This window comes from Kitasatospora sp. NPDC002551, assembly GCF_040296005.1.
Classification (GTDB): Bacteria; Actinomycetota; Actinomycetes; order Streptomycetales; family Streptomycetaceae; genus Kitasatospora.
Genome location: NZ_JBEOWI010000003.1, coordinates 1 through 21,133 on the forward strand (window position 1 = coordinate 1; position 21,133 = coordinate 21,133).

Annotated in this window: 13 protein-coding genes, 1 tRNA gene, 1 rRNA gene and 1 pseudogene; 9 read left to right on the forward strand and 7 right to left on the reverse strand. The window is 76.0% G+C overall.

All coding sequences use genetic code 11. The features are described from left to right. The 3 genes and pseudogenes from ABT093_RS03915 to ABT093_RS03925 all read right to left on the reverse strand — a co-directional run. A 16S ribosomal RNA gene (locus ABT093_RS03915) occupies positions 1-85 on the reverse strand; the annotation flags it as partial. 612 nt (positions 86-697) lie between these two features. Next, a pseudogene (locus ABT093_RS03920) lies at positions 698-2,050 on the reverse strand (PP2C family protein-serine/threonine phosphatase); the annotation flags it as partial. A gap of 202 nt (positions 2,051-2,252) precedes the next feature. After that, positions 2,253-3,554 (reverse strand): NAD(P)/FAD-dependent oxidoreductase, encoded by a 1,302-nt coding sequence (locus ABT093_RS03925; protein ID WP_502884117.1) that lies wholly within the window; start codon positions 3,552-3,554, stop codon positions 2,253-2,255. Positions 3,555-4,358: 804 nt separating this feature from the next. Here ABT093_RS03925 and ABT093_RS03930 point away from each other — a divergent pair. Both ABT093_RS03930 and ABT093_RS03935 read left to right on the forward strand, forming a co-directional pair. Beyond that, a complete protein-coding gene (locus ABT093_RS03930; protein WP_350560081.1) occupies positions 4,359-5,222 on the forward strand; it encodes a TetR/AcrR family transcriptional regulator in 864 nt (287 codons plus the stop codon). Positions 5,223-5,560: 338 nt separating this feature from the next. Beyond that, a complete protein-coding gene (locus ABT093_RS03935) occupies positions 5,561-7,924 on the forward strand; it encodes a sigma-70 family RNA polymerase sigma factor (RefSeq protein WP_350560083.1) in 2,364 nt (787 codons plus the stop codon). 113 nt (positions 7,925-8,037) lie between these two features. On the opposite strand, the gene ABT093_RS03940 is transcribed toward ABT093_RS03935, so the two are convergent. From ABT093_RS03940 to ABT093_RS03950, 3 genes are all read right to left on the reverse strand, one after another. Continuing rightward, on the reverse strand, positions 8,038-8,742 hold the full coding sequence (locus ABT093_RS03940; protein ID WP_350560085.1) for a DsbA family oxidoreductase: 705 nt from the start codon (positions 8,740-8,742) through the stop codon (positions 8,038-8,040). Between the two features lie 132 nt (positions 8,743-8,874). Continuing rightward, complete coding sequence (locus tag ABT093_RS03945) at positions 8,875-9,396, reverse strand: universal stress protein (RefSeq protein WP_350560087.1); 522 nt, start codon at positions 9,394-9,396, stop codon at positions 8,875-8,877. A gap of 534 nt (positions 9,397-9,930) precedes the next feature. Beyond that, complete coding sequence (locus ABT093_RS03950; RefSeq protein ID WP_350560089.1) at positions 9,931-12,111, reverse strand: asparagine synthase-related protein; 2,181 nt, start codon at positions 12,109-12,111, stop codon at positions 9,931-9,933. 767 nt (positions 12,112-12,878) lie between these two features. Between ABT093_RS03950 and ABT093_RS03955 the strand changes: the two genes are divergently transcribed. The 7 genes from ABT093_RS03955 to ABT093_RS03985 all read left to right on the forward strand — a co-directional run bounded on the left by ABT093_RS03955 (position 12,879) and on the right by ABT093_RS03985 (position 20,671). Then, a complete protein-coding gene (locus tag ABT093_RS03955) occupies positions 12,879-14,306 on the forward strand; it encodes an NsdA family TPR-like regulatory protein (protein ID WP_350547828.1) in 1,428 nt (475 codons plus the stop codon). A gap of 108 nt (positions 14,307-14,414) precedes the next feature. Next, complete coding sequence (lhgD, locus tag ABT093_RS03960) at positions 14,415-15,650, forward strand: L-2-hydroxyglutarate dehydrogenase (RefSeq protein ID WP_350560091.1); 1,236 nt, start codon at positions 14,415-14,417, stop codon at positions 15,648-15,650. Positions 15,651-15,732: 82 nt separating this feature from the next. After that, a complete protein-coding gene (trmB, locus tag ABT093_RS03965; protein ID WP_350560093.1) occupies positions 15,733-16,563 on the forward strand; it encodes a tRNA (guanosine(46)-N7)-methyltransferase TrmB in 831 nt (276 codons plus the stop codon). A 126-nt stretch (positions 16,564-16,689) separates the two neighbouring features. Further along, complete coding sequence (locus tag ABT093_RS03970) at positions 16,690-17,979, forward strand: PrsW family intramembrane metalloprotease (RefSeq protein WP_350560095.1); 1,290 nt, start codon at positions 16,690-16,692, stop codon at positions 17,977-17,979. A 48-nt stretch (positions 17,980-18,027) separates the two neighbouring features. Beyond that, positions 18,028-18,101: transfer RNA gene (locus ABT093_RS03975), tRNA-Met, on the forward strand. A gap of 193 nt (positions 18,102-18,294) precedes the next feature. Then, complete coding sequence (locus ABT093_RS03980) at positions 18,295-19,047, forward strand: hypothetical protein (RefSeq protein ID WP_350560097.1); 753 nt, start codon at positions 18,295-18,297, stop codon at positions 19,045-19,047. A 502-nt stretch (positions 19,048-19,549) separates the two neighbouring features. Continuing rightward, positions 19,550-20,671 (forward strand): hypothetical protein, encoded by a 1,122-nt coding sequence (locus ABT093_RS03985; RefSeq protein ID WP_350560099.1) that lies wholly within the window; start codon positions 19,550-19,552, stop codon positions 20,669-20,671. Between the two features lie 10 nt (positions 20,672-20,681). Here the strand turns inward: ABT093_RS03985 and ABT093_RS03990 are convergent, their stop codons facing one another. Then, entirely contained in the window at positions 20,682-21,131 is a 450-nt protein-coding gene (locus ABT093_RS03990; RefSeq protein WP_350560101.1) for a GNAT family N-acetyltransferase, read from the reverse strand. Between the last annotated feature and the right edge of the window lie 2 nt (positions 21,132-21,133).

Consider the following 21,133-nt stretch of genomic DNA (forward strand, 5'->3'; position numbering starts at 1 on the left):
ACCCCGAAGGGCTTCACCGTTCGACTTGCATGTGTTAAGCACGCCGCCAGCGTTCGTCCTGAGCCAGGATCAAACTCTCCGTGAATGATTACCGGTTATCCGGTTCACACCCGCGTCGAGCGGCACGGCAACCACCGGAATAGGGCGGCCCCGCGCACTGCGTCCTCGCTAGTGTTATTTCAAAAGGAATCTCCAACCCCAGAAGAATCTGAGGCCGGGGATGTCAACATATCTGGCGTTGACTTTTGGCACGCTGTTGAGTTCTCAAGGAACGGACGCTTCCATCAGGCGGCTTTCACACCGGCCCTCCGGGCGCTTCGTTCTTTCGTGTTTCCAGCTTATCAGATGTTTTCCGTGCCGTTCCCGGCGCTTCCTTCATCCAACTCGCTGGCGTCTTCTGCGGCTTGACGCCCTGTCCGACGTTTCAAACTCTAGCCGATCACCGCTCCGAAAAGCGAATCCGGCCGCGATCCCCGAAAACAGGCACACCGAATAGACCCTGAGCCGGAACGCGTCGAAACAAATAACGACACGCCTCGGCCCGTAACCGGGAAGAGGTGGTGTTTCAGAGGATTGGCCGCCCCGGGACCGTCCGCGCAGACGCGTGTCCGGTGCTCCCAGCCAGGCAGCTCGAAGAACACTAGACCTCTCGGGTGGCAGAGTCAAGCGCCCGCCGCTGCTCGGGGTACTCCTCGTCGGCCGGCAGCTGGAAGGCGAGGACGGCGACGTCGTCGTCGTGCTCGGAGGTGACGCCCATCGCCCGCAGCAGGCGGGCGCAGACCACGTCGGGGGCACCGACCGCGCCGGCGAGGGTGCGGGCGAGCTGGTCGAGACCCTGGTCGATGTCCTCGTCGCGGCGCTCGACCAGGCCGTCCGTATAGAGGACGCCGGTGGTGCCGGGCAGCAGCCGGAGGGTGTGCGAGAGGTGCACGCCTCCCCCGGTGCCCAGGGGCGGGCCGTTCTGTTCCTCGCTGCGCAGGACGGTGCCGTCGGGGCAGCGCAGCAGGATCGGGAGGTGGCCGGCGGAGGCGTAGTCGAGGGTGCGGCGCTGCGGGTCCCAGACGGCGTAGGTGCAAGTGGCGATCTGGTTGGCGTCGATCTCCATCGCGAGGCCGTCGAGCAGGCTCATCACCTTGTGCGGCGGGAGGTCGAGGCGGGCGTAGGCGCGCACGGCGGTGCGGAGCTGGCCCATGACGGCGGCGGCGCGCAGACCGCGGCCCATGACGTCGCCGATGACGAGGGCGGTGCGGCCGCCGCCGATGGCGATGACGTCGTACCAGTCGCCGCCGACGGCGGCCTCGGCTCCGCCGGGCTGGTAGGTGGCGGCGACCCGGAGGTCGGCCGGCTGGTCGAGCTTCTGCGGCAGGAGGCTGCGCTGGAGGGTGACGGCGGCCTCGCGGTGGCGGCGTTCGGACTCGCGCAGCCGGGCGGCGGCGAGGACCTGGTCGGTGACCTCGGCGGCGAAGACGAGGACACCGGAGGTCGGGTCGTCGCTCGTTCGGGTGGAAAGGGCGGGCTCGCCGCCGGGGCCCGCTCGGCTCGGGTCACGGGTGAGGGGGACGCAGGAGACGTTGTAGTAGCGGTTGCCGGTGAGACCGAGGATGCAGCGGGCCTTGACGCTGCGGGGGCTGCCGCCGCGGATCACCTGGTCCATCAGGGGCAGGACGCCGAGGGCGCCGAGTTCGGGCAGCGCGTCGCAGGCGGGCAGGCCGGTGGGGCGCTCGCCGAAGAGCTCGCGGTAGGCGCGGTTGGCGTAGCCGAGCTGGTGGAGCGGGCCGTAGGTGACGGCGACCGGCGACGGGATGCGGTTGAGGACCTCGCGGAGGTCCTGGGGCCGGTGGGGGTCGAGCACGCCGGTGGGGTCGAGGGCGTCGGGGGTGTCGAGGGCGTCGGGGGTGTCGACCGGTCCGGCGGGGCTGGTGGGGTCGCGGGGGCCGGGCACCACGACGGCGTCGCCGGCCGGGGTGCCGAGGTCGGTGCCGGCCCCGGACCGCGGGGTGGCACGCCAAGGGACTCCGGTGAGCCGGGCGCTCCAGCGCATGAGGTTCAAACGACGGCCGCTTCCTCGGGTTCCAGACATATCATCACTTTTTGTGCACTCGTCAGCACACGGGGTAATGACTCGGTCGGGCCGATCCTGTCAGGCGGAGGCCCGATTCCGGAAGTCGTCCGCGCCGGGCGTGGCCCTCCGGTCGGCCGCAGGGCCGCGTCCGTACGCCGGGCGGGCGGCGGCGGCCGGGCGCCGGGGCGGCTCACCCGGGCCGGTCGTCGACCGGCGCGGGCTGCTCGGGGCGGCCGAGCGGGACCACCTCGCGGGAGAAGAGCCCGGCCAGCGCCCAGTCCACCAGGACCCGCACCCGGCGCTCGCCGCTCGGCAGCCGGCGCAGATGCCGGGCCCGGTGCAGCCACCAGGCCCGGCGGCCGGTGAGCCGCCCGCCGCGCCGGGTGTGGGCCACCGCCCGGCCGAGGCCCAGCGAGGTGGAACAGGCCGGGGCCTCGGGCCGGTACTCGGCGATCCCGGGCGCGTGCGGACCCCCCTCCAGGGCGACCAGCACGTTGGCGGCCAGCAGCTCGGCCTGGGCGAAGGCGTGCTGGGCGTTCGGCGCGCACGGCGCCCCGTCCGCGTGCGGGTCCGGCACGGCGGCGCAGTCCCCGGCGGCCCAGGCCCCCGGCAGCGCGCGGCCGTCCGGGCCCAGCACCTGGAGGGTCGGCAGACAGCGGATCCGGCCGGCGGTGTCCAGCGGCAGGTCGGTGTCGCGCAGCAGTGGGTTCGGGCGGATCCCGGCCGTCCAGACCAGGGTGCGGGCCGCGAACCGGCTGCCGTCGGAGAGCGCCATGACCCCGCCGGCGGCGGACTCCAGGGTGGTGCGCAGCCGGACGTCGACGCTGCGCTCGCGCAGCTGGGCCAGGGTGTGGTCGGCGAGTTCGGGCGTCTCCTCGGCGAGGATCCGGCCGGTGGCCTCGACCAGCACCCAGCGCAGGTCCTCGGGGGTGATGTTGTGGTGACCGCGGACGGCGTACCGGGCCATGTCCTCCAGTTCGGCGAGCGCGCCGACGCCCGCGTAGCCGGCCCCGACGAAGACGAAGGTGAGCGCGGCCTGGCGGAGCGCCGGGTCACGGGTGGTGGCGGCCAGGTCGAGCTGCTCCAGGACGTGGTTGCGCAGGCCGACGGCCTCGCCGACGGTGGAGAAGCCCCGGCCGTGCTCGGCCAGGCCCGGGACGGGTGCGGTGCGGGAGACCGCGCCGGGGGCGAGCACCAGGACGTCGTAGTCGAGTTCGACCGGTGCGGGCGGTTCGCCCGGGCCTGCGGCGTCGGCCCAGGCCCGGCGGGTGGCGTGCTCGATGCGGGTGATCCGGGCGGTCAGCACCTTGCAGGCGGTGAGCTCGCGGCGCAGCGGCACGACCACGTGGCGGGGGTCGATGGTGCCGGCCGCGACCTCCGCGAGCAGCGGGTGGTAGGTGAGGTAGGCCTGCGGTTCGACCACGGTGAGGTGGACCTCGCCGCGGCGCAGCCGCTCGCGCAGGCCGCGCTGGAGGTGCAGCGCTGCGGACATGCCCGCGCAGCCGCCGCCGACGATCAGGATCCTGATGGCGCACCTCCTGTCGATGGGTCCGGGCGCCCGCCTTCGGCCGGGCATGCCCCCATCACGCCCCCCAATAAAGGACCGTCGGCGCCGTCTTGTCCACCATCCGTGCTGTGACGGGCGGGGCGGTTGGGGCCGGGTGGGGACAGATGTGCTGCCGGGGTCAGTTTCTGACGCACTTTCGGCCTCGAACGGCGGTGAACTATGGTCGGATTGTGTGGCGTCGCGGCCACTGCCATGTCAACCGGCGGCGACGCACCGTGGATCGGCCATTACGGCCAGTTCTAGTGTTGGCGGGAGAACCCGACTGCGGGACCGTGATCCGGGGAAGGGTAGTTCCCGGACAAGGCCCCGGACGGGCGCCGAGACGCCGGTCCGATCGCACCGATCGGCCCGGCGGCGCCCGCCGGATCGGGGTCCGGGTGGTCTGCGTGTGACCGCACCCGCGGTCGGGCGTCACCCGGGCGGCACCACCAACGGCACGAGCGATGGGTCATCGGTCATTTCTTTCAGGCGTAGCTGCACCGGGGGGTGCAGGGGCGGGCGACGACAGGGTCCGGAATCGGATGCCTGCGGGGGAGAGTTGGGATGATGGAACAGGAGCGACTGTTGGGGCGAGCGGGTGCGGCACTTCCCGGCCAGGGCGTGGTGCCGGAGCAACGCGGACCCGCCGAGGCGGCCGGGCTTCCCGGGCTTCCCGGGGCGTCCAGTGCGTCCGGCGTTCCCGGAGCGTCCGGGACGGCGTACGCGGCGGTCCCGTACCGGGGCGGCGAAGTGACACAGGCAGGCGGACCACCGCCGGGCGCGCGGCTGCGGGTCGACGCCCGCCGGAACCTGGAGAGCGTGCTGCGCGCGGCTCGCGAGGTGTTCGGCGAGTTCGGCTACGGCGCGCCGATGGAGGAGGTCGCGCGGCGGGCCGGCGTCGGCGTGGGCACGGTGTACCGGCGCTTCCCGAGCAAGGAGGTGCTGGTCCAGCGGATCGCGGCCGAGGAGGTCGCCTGGCTGACCGCCCAGGCGCGCGAGTCGCTGTACGGCGGTTCGGGGGCCTGGGAGGCGCTGGCCGGGTACCTGGCGCACGCGGTGTCCACCGGGGCGGGGCGGCTGCTGCCGCCGGAGGCGTTCCGGTACGCCGAGGAGCTGGGGCGGGTGCCCGAGCAGCGCTCGCCCGAGCCACTGGGCCCCGGCGGGCCGGTCGGCGGGTTCGGCTCCCAGCGGTACGAGCCGCCGGGCGACGGACCGACGGCGGCCGGCGGGTTCCCGGACACCGGGGTCCCGGCGTCCGAGGCCGAGGCCGCGGCGCTGGTGGCCGACGCGGACCCGCGGCTGCTGCTGCAGCTGCTCGCGGCGCTGGTGGCGCGGGCGGGCGCGGCTGGCGAGCTGCGGCCCGGCGTGACCGTCGCGGACGTGGTGCTGGTGCTGACGGCCTCCGTGCCGGTGCACGCGTGGCGCGGCGTTCCGGCGGGCGGCACCGGGCCGGCGGGCACGGCCGCGGCCGCGGTCTCCGGTGCCGCGGTGGCGGGCCCGGCGGCCGGGGACGTCTCGCAGCCGGCAAGTGGTCGGCAGGCGGACGGTCAACCTGCCGAAGGCCCGTCGGACCGCCTGCTGCAGATCCTGCTGGACGGGCTGCGGGCCCGCTGAACGCCACCCCGCCGGACGGCCACCGTCCGCCGCGGGCAAGGAGGTTGGCGAACCGGGTGGTGCGGCGGACCGGATCGCGCGCCCGGCGCGAGCGGTGCCCGCCGGGGTGCCGTTCACCCGGCGAACACATCCGCGACGGCCCCACGGAAGAGTGGGTCGCGGCCGGTCCGGCTACCGCCCAACTCTGCGCTATGCCATCCTTTGCCCGTGGTTGGAGCCAATGTCCCGATGCGCGCCGTTCGCGTGCCCTCGGCGCCGTGCAGCGGGACCTCGTGCGCCCACGCACTCCTGCGCGCCCTGCCACACTACGGGGGCTGTCGTGGAATCTGGGGTCCGTTGTGAGCGCCGAGGAACAGAACGACTACGGCTACGGCCTCGACTTCGGGCGGTCCGCCGGGACCGGGCCCGACTGGGAGTCCGACTGGCGGCCCGAGGGGCCGGGCGCGGACGCCGGGGCGCCCGGTTGCGCGGCGGCGGCCGTCCCGCAGGCGTCCGGTCCGGTGCAGCTTCCGCCCGGCCAGGTGCCCGACCAGGCCGGGATGCCCAGCCGCGAGACGCTCTCCGCCTCCGCCGCCTTCCCCCAGGGCCGCGTCCCCGGGCAGGCCCCCGCCGGACGGGGCGGTGTCACCCCGGAGGCCTTCGTCGGCGCCGGCGCCCCGGCGCGCCCCACCGTGCCGGCGCCCGCCGACCCGGTCGACGGTGAACGGCCGCCCTCCGACGCGGAGTTGACCGCGCTGGTGCGGGCCGGCGACGACACCGCGTACGAGGAGATCTACCGCCGGCACGTCGACTCGGTGCGCCGCTACGCCCGCACCTGCTGCCGGGACAGCTTCACCGCCGAGGACCTGGCCGGCGAGGTGTTCGCGCGCACCCTGCAGGCGCTGAGGGCCGGCAAGGGGCCGGAGTTCGCCGTCCGCGCCTATCTGCTGACCGCCGTGCGGAACGTCGCCGCGGCCTGGACCCGCAGCGAGCGGCGTGAGCAACTCGTCGACGACTTCAGCGTGTTCGCGCAGACCTCGGCGGCCGTCGTCGACCTCGACCTGGCCGACCCGGGCGCCGACGCCTGGGCGATGGCGATGGCCGACCAGCGCATGGTGATGCAGGCCTACGCCGAACTCCCCGAGGACGACCGGATGGTGCTCTGGCACACCGAGGTCGAGCGGGAGTCGCCCAAGACCGTCGCGGTGATGCTCGGCAAGACCGCCAACGCGACCGCCGTCCAGGCCCACCGGGCCCGCGACCGGCTCGCCGCCGGCTTCCTGCAGGCGCACGTCTCGGGCAGCCAGGACCGGGACTGCGAGGGGTACGCCAACCGGCTCGGCGCGTACGCGCGCGGCTCGCTGCGCAAGCGGGCCTCGGCGGAGGTCGGGCGGCACCTCAAGGAGTGCGACCGGTGCACGGCCGCGTGCCTGGAGCTGTCCGAGATCAACCACGGGCTGCGCGCGCTGCTGCCCGGCGGGGTGCTGGTCTGGGTCGGCGTGGGCGGCTTCGGTGCCGCCGCGGCCGCCGTGGGCGGGGCGGCGGTGGTCGGCGGCGCGGCCGCCGGGACCGCGGCCGCCACGGCGGGCGGCGCGGCAGGGGGCGCGGCGACGGGGGCGACGAGTGGTGCCGCCGCGGGTGCGGCGGGTACCGCGGGTGGCGCTGCGGGCGGGGCCGCGGGCGGGGGTGGTGGTGCGGGCGCCGGTGCCGGCGCTGCCGGGGAGGGCCTGGGCACCGCCGCGAAGGCCGGCATCGCCGCCGCCATCGCGGTGGCGGCCGCCGCCGTCGCCGCGTACGCGCTCACCGGCTCGCCCGAGCCCAAGCCCCCGGTGGCCGCTCCCCCGGTGGCCGCCCCGGTCTCGCCCGCGCCGCCGGCCCCCGCGCCCGAACCGGCCGCCCCGGAACCGGCGCCGAAGCCGGCCCCGGCGAGCGCCGAACCGGCGCCCGCGGAGGAGCCGGCGCCCGAGCCGTCGCCGCCGGCCGCGTCCCCCGCGCCGTCCAAGCCCGCGCCCCCGGCCGCGCCCAGCGCCGCGCCGGCCGGCGCGGCGCCGGCGCCGTCGAAGCCCGCGCCCCCGAAGGAGACCTCGGCGCCGTCGCCGTCACCGACGCCGGTGCCGACCAAGCCGCAGCCCCCGGTCCTGGTGACGCCGCAGCCGAGCCTGCCGCCGCTGCCGACGCCCGAGGTGCCGGTGATCCCGACGCCCGAGGTGCCGGTCATCCCCACGCCCACCTTCACGCCGTCCGTGCCGACGCCGACCCCGCCGCTGCCGCCGACCGACTTCTGGGCCGACAGCCTGCCGGTGGTCAAGCCCGGAAACAACCGGGTGCCCCCGCCGCAGCCGAGCATCCGGCAGAAGGGGAGCGACTGGTTCTGGCAGAGGGACGCGGTGTCGGTCGGCGGCACCGAGCACCTGCACGGCATCACCGTGCACGCTCCGGCGACCACGCTGATCGATCTCAACCGCACCTGCACGTCCTTCGACGCGGTGGCCGGGATGGACGACCTGAGCGTGACCCTCGGGGGCGTGGTCTTCTCGGTCCAGAGCGGCGACGGGCGGACGCTGTGGAGTTCGCGCACGCTGCGGGCAGGCGACGCGGCGGTGCCGGTGCACGTGCCGCTGGACGGGCAGAAGTCGATCCGGCTGGTGGTGACGCCGGCGAGCGGGGTCTGGTCGGCGCTGAACGTGGCCGACTGGGCCGAGGCCCGCTTCAGGTGCGTCTGAAACGGGCCTCGGGGGCTCTCCGGTCCGGTGACGGGGCCGGCGCGGGCGGCGGCGTCGGTCCGGGCGCCGGTGTCGGTTCGGACGGCGGCGTCGGTTCGGACGGCGGCGTCGGCTCAGATGGCGCAGGAGCCGTCCGCGCAGGCCTCGCCGGCCGGGGCGACCTGCACCGGCGCGGGCCGGCGCTCGCCGATCTCGGTGGCGACCTGGTCCAGCACCTGGCGGAAGGTCTCGGCCTCCTGGCCGCCCTGGACGGCCCACTTGCCCTCGAAGACGAAGGTCGGCACGGCGGTGATGCCCAGCTCGCGGGCCTCGGCCAGCTGCGCGCGGACCTCGGCGGTGCCCTCGTCGCCCGCGAGGTAGGCGGTCACGCGGTCGCGGTCCAGGCCCGCCGCCACGGCCACCTCGGCGAGGGCGGTGCGGTCGCCGACGTCGACGCCGTCGGTGAAGTGCGCCTTGAGCAGGGCCTCCTTGAGGCGGCCCTGGACGGCCGCGCCGTACTCGGTCTCGGCGAGGTGCAGCAGGCGGTGGCCGAGGAAGGTGTTGGCGTGCAGGGCGGCGTCGAAGTCGTAGGTGATGCCCTCGGTGCGGCCCAGTTCGGCCACCCGGGCATCCATCGCGACGGACTGCGGGCCGTAGCGCTCGGCCAGCCACTCGCGGTGCGGGCTGGCGGTGGCCGGCGCGTCCGGCACCAGCTGGTACGGCCGGTAGACCACCTCGACGTTCTCCTTGCCCGCGAAGCCCTCCAGCGCCTGCTCGAAGCGGCGCTTGCCGATGTAGCACCAGGGGCAGGCGATGTCGGAGTAGATCTCGACCTTCATGACGGGGGCTCCAGGGAGGTGGGGTGGGGCGGGCGGTGGTCCGGTGATCCGGCGGTCCGTTGATCCGGTGATCCGGTGATCCGGGATTGGTGAACGGTGAACCATCTCGGGACATTCCCGGCGCCCCGCCGCTCAGCCCTCCGGCGGGGCGGGGACGACCAGGACGGGGCAGGCCGCGTGGTGGACGACAGCGGTGCTGACCGAGCCCAGGAGCAGGCGGGTGAAGCCACCGTTGCCCCGGGTGCCCAGCACCAGGGTGTGCTGGCGGGCCGAGGCGGCCAGCAGGACCTCGATCACGTTGCCGAGCACCACGTGCAGGGACATCTCCGCCGCGCAGGGGTGGGTGCGGGCCTTCTGGACCGCGGCCACCGAACGGCGCAGACCGTCGGCCATCGACTCGACCAGGGTCTCCACGCTCTCCTGGACCAGCTCGGCCATTCCCGGCGGGTAACCGGCGGGCGCCGGGTTGACGACGGCGAGCACGTACAGGGGCAGGCCGTGCACCTCGGCCTCGGTCATCGCCCGCTCCAGCGCCCAGAGCGAACCGTCCGACCCGTCACACGCCGCGAGCACCCCCGGCGGCCGCCCCGTCGGCGGCCGCCCGAGCACCGAGAGCAGGACGGGGACGGACGGGTCCGGGTGGGCACTGGCCACCACGACCTCCATGGGTACGGGAGAAGGGGACGGGACGCCTCGCCATGATCGCCGCCCCGGCCCGCCCCACGTCCGAGCCGCGCCGAATATGCCCACCGGGCACAGCGCAACGCGGCAGCCGCACAGAAAGTCGGACCCGCCGACTTCCTACTCCAGCCATGCCGCCCGAAAGGCCGAATCAGTAGACCGGTCTGCATATTTGCGGGCGGGGAGGGGGTGGCGAGCGCAGGAAGTCGGACCCGCCGACTTTCCACTCCAGCCACACAGAGGCCAGCGAGCACAATAAGTAGACCGGTCTGGATATTCGTGGGCGGGGAAGAAGCGGCGAGCGCAGGAAGTCGGACCGGCCGACTTTCCACTCCGGCCGCACAGAGGCCGGCGCGGGCAATCAGTGGACCGGTCTGCATATTCGAGGCGGGGAGGTGGCCGCGCGCGCAGGAAGTCGGACCCGCCGACTTTCCACTCCAGCCACACGGAGACCAGCGAGCACAATAAGTAGATCGGTCTGCATATTCGTGGGCGGGAAGCGGGGGGTCAGGGGAAGCGGGTGGGGGCGAGGGCGGGGTGGGTGGGGTGGGGGAGGCCGGTCCAGCAGGAGCCGTGGCGGCGGGCGCGGATGCGGCGGAGCCAGAGTTCGGTGGCGACCAGGTCGGCGAGGCCGGCGAGGGTGGCGGGTGAGAGGGGGGCGGTCCGGTCGGTGGCGTGGGTGAGGGCGGCTCGGACGGCGGGGAGGTCGATGAGGCCGGCCTCCGCGAGCAGGGGGGCGTCGAAGAGTTCGGCCAGGCCGTCGGCGGCCAGCCGCAGGCCCGCCCGGGCGGGGGCGGTGCGGTCGGGGCGCGGCCCGCGGCCCCAGTCCGGCGGCAGGTCGGTACGCCCCGCGGCGGCCAGGACGGACCGCAACAGCGCGTGCCGGGCCCCGGGCTGGAGCCGGACGTCGTCCGGGAGCAGCCGCGCGGCGCGCACCACCTGGTTGTCGAGGAAGGGCGCGTGCAGGCGCTGCCCCGGCTGTTCGGCGGCGTGCACCAGCGTGCGGAAGCCGCGCGCGTGCCGGTGCAGGGCGTGCCGGGCCCGGTACGCGCCCGGGTGTTCACCGGGCTCCGGCTCGCGCGCCGCCAAGCGGAGCCGCAGCGCGACGGCGGAGAGCGCGTCGTCGGAGAGCCAGCGGGCGGCCGGCCCCGGGACCACCCAGGCGAGGTCGTCCGCCGAGCGCGCGCCCGCCGTGCCGGCGCCGTCGGGCGTCCGCCGCAGGGTCAGCCGCACGGCCGTGTCGTCGAGCGCGTCCGCCCACCGGCGGCGGGCCAGCCGGTGGGCGGCGCGCACCACGGTGAGCGGGGTCCGCAGCGCGCCCGCGAGGACGCCGGCGGCCGCCCGGTCGGCGCCCGCCAGCGCGGCGACCGGGGAGAGCAGTTCGCGCGACCGCCCGGCCCGGACCAGGTCGGCCAGCCGGGCCGGGTGCCCGTCCAGCACGTGGCGGGCGCCGTAACCGGTGAGGTGGTCGGTGCCGCCCGCCTCGAACCGGGCCCCGGCCCAGGCCGCGGTGACCAGTTCCGGCCCGGGTTCGTCGGTGAGCCGCCCGGCCGTCGGGTCGGTGCGCAGGTCCGCGTACGGGAGGGTGTCCGGGCCGGTGGCGAGCACGGTGTGGCGCAGCCGCGGGACGTCGGGGGCCGGGACCGGGACGGCGGCGGCGGGGGCGGAGGCGGCCGGCAGGCCGGAGGTGACGGCGGCGACCGGCTCCGGAGCCGTCCGCGGCCGGTCGGCCGCGCGCGCCCAGGAGCCCTTCACCGCTCCGGTGCGCGCGCCCGTCGCCGGTTCGGACCCGGCGGGCGGCGGGCCCGGTTGGCGCGGCACGGCGGTGCCGCCGGCCGCGAGCGGGACGGCGGCGGCGAGCAGCGCGACGGTGGCGGACGCCGTCCCGTAGGAGAGGTCGACGCCGAGCCGGGCCCGCCCCGGCGGCCCGGCCGGGCTGGTGCGGACCCGGAAGCGGACCGACTCCAGCAGCGCCCGGGTGAGTTCCCCGACGGCCGCCGCCTCGCCCCGCCCGCGCGCCCCGCCGGCGCCCGGCTCGTCGTACCCGGAGAGGTACGGCCGCCCGTCGCGCAGGCCGAGCGCGTGCCCGGGCGGCACCCGCTGCACGCCCAGGTAGGGCGTGCCGGTGCCGAGCGCCTCCGGTGCCTCGGGGCAGGCGAGCCGGGCGGCGAGGTGGCCGGTGTCCAGCGGCGCGCCGACCAGGTCGGCGAGCGGCAGCGCCGCCGTGGCGTACGCGGTGCCGCCGCCCCACGGGGTGTGGAAGACCGGCCGGGCGCCGGCCAGGTCGGTGAGCAGCACCGTCGAGCGGGTGCCGCTGCGCAGCACCGCGGTGTAGCTGCCGGGCCAGGCGGTGAGGTGGCGGACGGCGCCGCCGCGGGCGTTGGCCAGGCCGGCGGCGAGTTCGGCGTCGGTGGCGCCGCAGTGGCCGAGGACGGCGAGCCGCAGGACGGCGGGGCCGGCCTCGACCGGGTCCGGCGCGGTGGGGCCGGTGGTGACGGCGGCGGGGGCGCCGGGCCGCAGGGTGACCAGGCGGATCTCCTCGGGCCGCCAGTCGCCGACCGCCCAGAGCGGGTCGGCGCCGCTCCACAGGGGGCGCGCGGCGATCGGGGCGACCGTGCCGGGCGGCGGTTCGTGCGCCGGTGCGCCCGGTCGGGGCGCGCCCGTGCACCAGCCCGTCAGCCACCGCATCGCGCCTCCACCGCACGAGGACCTGCACCGCGCGGCGTCCGCCGGCGGGCGGTCCCCCGGCCGGTCCGGGGCGCGCCACGGCGGGCGCCGCCCACCGCGATCCGGCGCACCGTCAGAAGACACCGTCGGAAGACATGGTGCCACCGGTTGGGCGTCCGCCGACCGGAGTTGTCCTTTCCGGTACGCATCCGGCCGGGCGCGCACCGGAGAACGGGGAGCACCGGCGCCCGGCGGAACCCGCGCCGTCGAACACCCGGACGAGCCTCCCCGTCGGGGCGGGCCGGGCCTCCCCCTCCCCGGCCCGGACCGCCCTCCACGGCGCCCTGTCATGGCCATCGCGAGATGGCCGAAAGGCGTCGCTCTGCCCGGGAGGGCATCCGCATGCCCTCCCGGACGTCGCCGCCGCCCGCGGGGATGTAGGCGGCGGCATCCCCCGGCCCGCCGGGTCCTCGACGGCGGGCCGACCCACGACCACCAGCGAATCGCCGACCAGCCGGTCGGGCCAGGGGGCACGGCCGGGCGCACATCGACACGGGACCGGAGCACGGCGCTCCGGCGCTCCGCCCGGACACCCCCGGACGGCCGGATCCGGGCGGTCGGGACCGATCCCGCCCGCCGCCCGCCGCCCGGCCCCGGGCGCGCGATCCCGCCATCCGGAATGCGGCCTCTTAACCGTCGGAACGCGTCCGACTACTCTAGGTACAGCAGCTACGGCCCGGTGCCGCCCGGGCCCCGCGCACAAGGCCGCAGGAGGTGCCGCCGCCACCATGACCGTCAGCCCACGAGGACCGAACGAACGGCTCGGCACGCTCCTGACCCTCGCCCAGATCAGCAACGCGGGGCTGGCCCGCCGCGTCAACGACCTCGGCGCGCAACGCGGGTTGACGCTCCGCTACGACAAGACCTCGGTGGCCCGCTGGGTCAGCAAGGGCATGGTGCCGCAGGGCCCCGTCCCGCACCTGATCGCCACCGCGATCGGCGGCAAGCTCGGCCGGCCGGTGCCGCTGGAGGAGATCGGCCTCGGCGACACCGACCCGGCCCCCGAACTCGGCCTCGCCTTCCCGCGCGAGGTCCCCGACGCCGTGCGGTCCGCCACCGACCTCTGGCGGGTCGACCTCGACCTGCGGCGCGGCCCCGGCGGCGGGCGCTGGAGCGACAGCCTGGCCGGCACCTTCTCGGTCGCCGCGTACGCGACCCCGGTCTCCCGCTGGCTGATCACCCCCGCCGACGGCTCGGTGGCCCGCGAGGTGCCGCGCTCCCCCGCCGAGGCCGGCTCGTACCGGGTCGGCCACTCGGACGCCGCCAAGCTGCGCGAGGCCGCCCAGGAGGCCCGCCGCTGGGACTCCAAGTACGGGGGCGGGGACTGGCGTTCGTCGATGGTGCCGGAGTGCCTGCGGGTCGAGGCCGCGCCGCTGCTGCTCGCCTCCTACAGCGACGCGGTGGGCCGGGCGCTGTTCGGCGCGACGGCCGAACTCACCCGGCTGGCCGGGTGGATGGCGTTCGACACCGGCCAGCACGAGGCCGCCCAGCGCTACTACATCCAGGCCCTGCGGCTCGCCCGGGCCGCCGCGGACGTCCCGCTCGGCGGTTACGTGCTGGCCTCGATGAGCCTGCAGGCCGGCTACCGGGGCTTCGCCGAGGAGGCCGTGGACCTCGCCCAGGCCGCGCTGGAGCGCAACCGGGGCCTGGCCACCGCCCGGACGATGAGCTTCTTCCACCTGGTCGAGGCACGGGCCCAGGCCAAGGCGCGGAACGCGGCGGCGTGCGCGACGGCGCTCGGCGCGGCGGAGAGCGCCCTCGAACGGGCGCGCGCCGGGGATCCCGATCCGGCGTGGATCGACTTCTACGCCTACGACCGGCTCGCCGCCGACGCCGCCGAGTGCTTCCGCGACCTCGGTGTGCCCTCCAAGGTCCGCCAGTTCACCCGCGAGGCGCTGGCCCGGCCGACCGAGGGGTTCGTCCGCTCGCACGGCCTGCGGCTGGTGGTCTCCGCGATGGCCGAGGCCGAGGCGGGCAACCTCGACGCGGCGGTCGCGGCCGGCGAGCGCGCCGTCGACGTGGCCGGGCGGATCTCCTCGCAGCGCAGCCGCGAGTACGTGGTGGAGATGCTGCGCCGGCTCGAACCGTTCCAGGGCGAGCGCCGCGTCCGCGAACTGACCGAACGGGCCCGCGCGGTGATCGTCGCCCCGGCCTGACCGGGACCGGGGGCCCGGCGACGACGCCCCCTCGACCGGCCCCCGCCGGCGTGGCAGCATCGCGGTCGGACGGGGGACGGTCGGACGAGGCGAGGCGAGGAGCGGGCCGTGCGGTACGACGTCGACGTGCTGGTGGTGGGGGGCGGGATCGTCGGGCTCGCCACAGCGTACGCGCTGACCGGGGCCCGGCCCGGACTGCGGCTCACCGTCCTGGAGAAGGAGCCCGGCCTGGCCACCCACCAGACCGGGCGCAACAGCGGGGTGATCCACAGCGGCGTCTACTACCGGCCCGGGTCGCTCAAGGCCCGGTACGCCGTCTCCGGTGCCGCCGAGATGGTGGAGTTCTGCCGCGCCCACGCCATCCCCCACGAGGTCACCGGGAAGCTGATCGTCGCCACCGGGCCCGCCGAGCTGGACCGGCTGCGCACGCTGGCCGAACGCGGCCGGGCCAACGGCATCCCGGTCACCGAGCTGGACCGCCGGGGCATCGCCGGCCACGAGCCGCAGGTCACCGGCATCGCCGGGCTGCACATCGGGACCACCGGCATCTGCGACTTCCCCGCCGTGGCCGCCGCCTACGCGCGGCTGGCCCGGGAGGCCGGGGCGGAGATCCGCACCGGGGCCGAGCTGCGGGCGGTCGCCCGGCGGGCCGACGGCGTCACCGTGCAGACCTCGGCGGGCGAGCTGCGCTGCCGGGTGCTGGTGAACTGCGCGGGCCTGCACAGCGACCGGGTCGCCCGGCTGGCCGGCGACGACCCCGGGGTGCGGATCGTGCCCTTCCGCGGCGAGTACTACGAACTCGTCAAGGAGCGGCGGGAGTTGGTCCGGGGCCTGGTCTACCCGGTGCCCGACCCGGCGTTCCCCTTCCTGGGCGTCCACCTGACCCGGGGCGTGCACGGGGACGTGCACGTCGGCCCGAACGCGGTGCCGGCGCTGGCCCGCGAGGGCTACGACTGGCGCACCGTGCGGCCGCGCGACCTCGCCGGCACCCTCGCCTTCCCCGGCACCTGGCAGATCGCCCGCCGGCACTGGCGCTACGAGGTGGGCGAGCTGCACCGCTCGCTGTCCAAGCGGGCGTTCACCGCGGCCGTCCGGCGACTGCTGCCGGCCGTCACGGCGGGCGACCTGGCCCGGGCCGGGGCGGGCGTGCGCGCCCAGGCGGTGGCCCGGGACGGCTCGCTGCTGGACGACTTCGCGTTCGCCGGCTTCGACCCGGACGACCCGCGTTCCACCCGCCGCCTGGTGCACGTGCTGAACGCGCCCTCCCCGGCGGCGACGGCCTCGCTGCCGATCGGCCGGGAGGTGGCCCGCCGGGCGCTCGCCGCACTGGAGGCGGGCGGCTGAGCGGGCGGACGGGACCCGGCCGCGTGGGGACCGTCACAGGCCCTGCGGCCCGCGGCCGAGGGCCCCGTAGACTCGGGGGATTGTGACTGCCACCGCCCCGATCCCCCAGCCCTCGCCCTCCGCCCGGCTCTCCGCGGCGCCCGCCGCGTACCCCGCGCCGATGTACCCGCACAAGGCCACCGAGGCCCAGCACAGCGAGCGCCGCATCCGCAGCTTCCAGCCGCGCCGGGGCCGGATGACCAACGCCCAGGCGGGCGCGCTGGACCGGGGCTGGGAGAAGTACGGCATAGCCATCGACGGCACCCCGCTCGACCTGCCGGCGCTGTTCGACGGCCTGCCGGTCACCCTGGAGATCGGCTTCGGGATGGGCGAGACCACCGCCGCGATGGCCGCCGCCGACCCCGCGACGGGCATCCTGGCCGCCGACGTCCACACCCCCGGCCACGGCAACCTGCTCGGGCTGCTGGAGCGCGACGGCAGCACCAACGTCCGCCCGGCCGCCGGCGACGCCGTGATCCTGCTGCGCGACATGCTGCCGGACGCCTCGCTGGCCGGCCTGCGGGTCTACTTCGCCGACCCGTGGCCCAAGCCCAAGCACCACAAGCGCCGGCTGGTCCAGCCGTCCTTCCTGGACCTGGTCCTCCCCCGGCTGGCGCCCGGCGCGCTGGTGCACTGCGCCACCGACTGGGAGCCGTACGCCGAGCAGATGCTCGCCGTGCTGTCCGCCTCGCCGGAGCTGGAGAACCTGCACCCCGAGGGCGACGGCACCGGCTGGCTGGAGCCGGCGGACCACCCGGACGGCTCCGTCCCCGGCTACGCGCCCCGGCCCGCCTGGCGCCCGGTCACCAAGTTCGAACGGGCCGGCATCGCCAAGGGCCACGTGGTGCACGACCTGCTGTTCCGCCGCCGCTGAGCGGCCGCCGGGCGTTCGACCCGGCAGGCCGTCCCGGCCCCGGCGCCCGCCGCCGGGCCGCACCGGGACGGGGCACGCGCCCCGGCTCCCGCCGGCGGCCGGTCACCGTGGCCTACCCTGTGCCGGGTGAGCACCCCGTCCTTCGGTGGGTACCACATCACCGTGCGGGCCGCCGACGACCGAGAGATGCCCACGCCCACCGCCGGCCCCCGGACCGTCCCGGGGCCCCGGAGGCGCCGGGCGCACCGGCTCGTGCCCGCCCCCGCGCCCCGGCCGGACCGCGCGGCCTCCCCCGCCGCCCCGGCCGCCGGCGCCGCGCGGGCGCTGCGCCCGGTGGCGTTCCCCGCCGTGACCGCGACGGTCGTCCTGGCCCTGGCCGGCTGCGGCGTGCTGATCCTCCACCTGGTCCGCCGCCAGACCGGCACCGCCGGGCTGCTGGTCGGCCTCGGGCTGGCGACGGTCCCGCTGCCCTTCGTGCTCGGCGGGCTCGCCTGGCTCAACCAGACCGCCCGGGTGCCGCTGCGGTACACCGTCTTCTGTCTCGGCTGGGGCGCCTGCGCCGCCACCACGGTGGCCATCCTCGCCAACGGCTGGACCAGCACCTACCTGACCGCCCACCAGGGCAGCCTCGGCGAGGCGCTGGGCGCCGACCTGGTCACCCCGGTGATCGAGGAGAGCGCGAAGGGCGCCGCCCTGCTCGTCCTGCTGCTGCCGCTCGGCCGCCGGCCGCGCCGCGCGGGCGGGCACCGCGGCGGGCCCGGCGCGGGCGGGCCGTACCGGCTGCCCGGCCCCCGGCGGCCGCGCGGGTACGAGCGCCGGCCCGTCCGGCCGCACGCGCGCGGCCGGCTGCGGCTGCGCCCCTGTCCGCGCCCGCTGCCCCACCCCCGCCCCGGGCGGGCGGTCCTCCCCCGCGGCGCCCGGGTACGGCCGCGCGCGCTGGCCGCCGGGGTGGTGCTGGGCGGGATCACCGCCTGCGGCTTCGCCTTCACCGAGAACGCGCTCTACCTGGGACGGGCGTTCACCGACGACCAGCAGCAGCGGCTGGACAGCATCGGCCTCGGCGAGCCGCCGAGCCTGCGGGACTTCGACAGCACCGTGCAGACCTTCGTCCTGCGCGGCCTGCTCTCGCCGTTCGCCCACCCGCTGTTCACCGCGCTCACCGGGCTCGGCCTGGCGCTGACCCTCACCACCGGGCGCCGCGGGCTGGCCCGGCTGGCCGCGCCGGGCGGGCTGGTCCTGGCGATGGCCCTGCACGGCACCTGGAACGCCGCCGCGGACCTCGGGACACACGGCTTCCTGCTGGTGTACGCGGCGCTGATGGTGCCGTGCTTCGCGGCGCTGGTCGGCTTCGCCGCCTGGGCCCGGTCGCGGGCCGGGCGGCACACCGCGCGGGGGCCGTCGAAGGGGCGGACGTAGAACCGATTTCCCATTCGGGCGACTTCCCCGTATGGTTGTGTTCACCGACGCGGGGTGGAGCAGCTCGGTAGCTCGCTGGGCTCATAACCCAGAGGTCGCAGGTTCAAATCCTGTCCCCGCTACTCAGTAGCCGAAGGCCCGGAGGATTCGTCCTCCGGGCCTTCGTCATGCCCGGTGACCTCGGGCTCGGCACAGTCCTGCCACGAACCTGTAACGGCACGGCGGGTCAAGATCAGTCAAATGGTCCTTCGATCATACTGAGCGGGAAAGTCAGCCGTTCGGACGCGCACTGTCGCGCCGGGTTAGGAAGCACTCATGTTGTCGAAGCGCCTTGCCAGCACCGCCGCGATCTGTCTGCTGCTCGCGGCCGGAGCGACCGCCTGCGGCGACGACAAGGCCTCCCCCGCGAAGCTGGACACCGCCAAGCTCAGCGCCGAGGAGATCCAGAAGCAGGCCAAGGACGCCCTGGCCGGCGCCACGTCGGTCAAGGTCGTGGGCACGATCGGCGGCGCCGAGAAGATGACCCTGGACCTGGCGGTCGACACCCAGGGGCAGTGCAAGGGCACCATCACCATGCCCGGGACGGGCAAGTTCGAGCTGCTGGGCGACGGCAAGCAGGTCTACCTGAAGCCCGACGCCGAGTTCCTGACCAACGTCGCCGGCGGCGGCGCGGACGGCGCCAAGGCCGCCGAGCTCCTCAAGGGCCGCTACATCGCGGGCGTCCAGGACGACCCGGAGATGAAGGAGCTCACCACCGCCTGCAACCTCAAGGAGCTCACCAGGAGCTTCGTGGAGGACGGCAAGTCCACCGACCTCACCAAGGGCTCGGCCGGCACCGTCAACGGCGCGAAGACCTTCAGCGTCAAGTCGAAGAACAGCAGCGGCGACGAGATCGTCCTGCACGTCGCCACCGAGGGCACCCCGTACCCGCTGCGGCTCGAGAAGACCGGCAAGGACGGCGGCCAGGCGGACTTCACCGAGATCAACAAGCCGCTGACCATCCAGGCCCCGCCGGCCGACCAGATCATCGACTACTCGATGTTCAAGGACCAGGCGACCACCGCCTGATCCGGCCGGAAGCGGCCGCGATAAATGCGTTGCCCTCCTCCCTGCGGGCTGCCTATGGTGGCTGCACACTGAAGGGAGGTGATCCTGAGTTGAGTTCCATCAGGATGCGTGAGGTGGCTGCTCGCTAGAGCCGCCCCTGCCTGCGCAGGGCGGGGCCGCAGGCCCCCGGCACAGGCGAAATCCACAGCAGTCACCCGGCCCGCGGGCTCACCGGTACATCCCCGGTGCCTCGGTGCCCGGCCCCTCGCGGGCCCGGGCCCGAGGAGCAGCCCGCGGGCTGTCTGCGTTCCCGGGGCGGGTCCGGAGGTCCGGGAGCCGGGGTTCCGGACGGTCCTGACGGTCCGTCCGGGTCCGTCCGGGTGTGTCCGCGGCCCCGGCGGGGCATCACGACCTCGGCATCGGGGGTATCCCCGCTAGAGTCGGCGCGCGCTCCGCAGGAGTGGGGTGCGGGCACTGGGGGTGGTGGGCGATGGCGACACGGCGGAGCGGCGGAGCGGCGGTCGTGCGGACGGTGCAGCGGGTGGCGACCGGGATGCTGCTGGGCGCGGGGCTGCTGGGGCTGGTGCTGTTCTCGCTGGGACGGCCGCACCCCTGGCAGGCGCTGGGCGGCGGACTGGTGGTGGCCTGCGCGGCGACGCTGGTCGGCGGTGCGCTGGGGTTCCTGTTCGGGGTGCCCCGGGTGCGCGGCGGCTCCGGCGGCTCGACGGATGCCGGCGGCGGTGAGCCGCACGGCTCCTACGCGCCGAACACCAACCTGGAGCAGGTCTCGGACTGGCTCACCAAAGTGCTGCTGGGCGTCGGGCTCACCCAGCTCGGCTCGCTCGGCGAGCGGCTCGGCCGGCTCGGCAGCACGCTCGCCCCGGCCCTGGGCGGGGGCGCCGGCACCGCGCCCTTCGCGGCCGCGCTGGTCCTGCACTTCCTGCTGCTCGGCTTCCTGGCCGGCTGGCTGCTGACCCGGCTGGCGCTGCCGCGGGTGCTCTCCGACGCCGACCAGGCGCTGGACCTCTTCCTCGCCGGGCAGGACCGGGACCGCAAGGGCGACAAGGTGGGCGCGGACGACCTGCGGATGCGGGCGATGCAGCACCTGGGGCTGGTCGGCACCAGCGCCGGGAAGGCGGACGACCTGCCCGGTTCGATGCTGCCGGCGGACAAGGCGACCGGTCCCGAGCGGGTACTGGCCGAGGTGCGGTCGACGGCCCGGCGCTCGGCGCTGACGGCGTCCCAGGTGCGGGAGCTGTTCGCGGACGGCTCCGAGGGGCGGCGGATCCAGGCACTGGCCCTGATGCAGGGCGATCCGGCGCTGGCCGACCTGCCGAGCGTGCTGGAGGCGATCGAGCACCCGCGCTCCGGGTTCGAGCAGTACCACGCGCTGCTGGCGGCGCGCGGGCTGATGTCCCGGCTGCCGGCCGAGGAGGCGCGGCGGCTGCGGGACGCGGTGGCGGGGCGGCTGATGGCGCCGGACGGGATCCCGTACGGCTCGGACCGGAGCTGGCTGGCGGAGAAGATCCTCTCGGGGCTGGAGGCGCCGGTGTTCCTGCCGCAGCAGCAGGGCGGGCCGGCGGCGGACGGAACGGTCCCGGCACCGGCACCGGCGCCGGCGCCGGCACCCGCGGCGGAGGTGTGAGGACGCGCCCTCAGAGCGCGAAGCGCAGCTCGGGGCGGTCCCAGTCGATCGGCGGCCGGGCCGGGAAGGTGCCGACCCGCTCGGCGCCCATCCGCAGGTAGAAGGCCTCGGCGGGCGGGTGGGAGACCACCTTGATGCCGCCGGTGACGCCGACGGCGCGGGCGCGGTCGAGCAGGTGGGTGATCAGCCGGCGGCCGACGCCCAGGCCCTGCGCCTCGTCGGCGACGAACATCAGGTCGAGATCGGCGGGCTCGGTGACCAGCGCGTAGAAGCCGAGCAGGTGGTCGTCGGCGGCGCGCACGGCGAGGTGGACCTCGTGCCGGGCGAGGTACTCGGGCGTCACCCGGTATCCGGCGATCATCGGCGCGTAGCGGCCGTGGTAGGCGGAACAGTCCTGGATCAGGGCGGTGAGCCGGTCGGCGTCCGAGGCCTCGGCCGGCTTGATCAACATCTCGCTCATGG

Bases quoted from the DNA above. Each gene is read 5' to 3' on its own strand.
- ABT093_RS03940 (WP_350560085.1), bottom strand. From the start codon at position 8,742: ATGAAGGTCGAGATCTACTCCGACATCGCCTGCCCCTGGTGCTACATC.
- ABT093_RS03990 (WP_350560101.1), bottom strand. From the start codon at position 21,131: ATGAGCGAGATGTTGATCAAGCCGGCCGAGGCCTCGGACGCCGACCGG.
- ABT093_RS03980 (WP_350560097.1), top strand. From the start codon at position 18,295: ATGTTGTCGAAGCGCCTTGCCAGCACCGCCGCGATCTGTCTGCTGCTC.
- ABT093_RS03925 (WP_502884117.1), bottom strand. From the start codon at position 3,554: ATGTCCGCAGCGCTGCACCTCCAGCGCGGCCTGCGCGAGCGGCTGCGC.
- ABT093_RS03955 (WP_350547828.1), top strand. From the start codon at position 12,879: ATGACCGTCAGCCCACGAGGACCGAACGAACGGCTCGGCACGCTCCTG.
- ABT093_RS03950 (WP_350560089.1), bottom strand. From the start codon at position 12,111: ATGCGGTGGCTGACGGGCTGGTGCACGGGCGCGCCCCGACCGGGCGCA.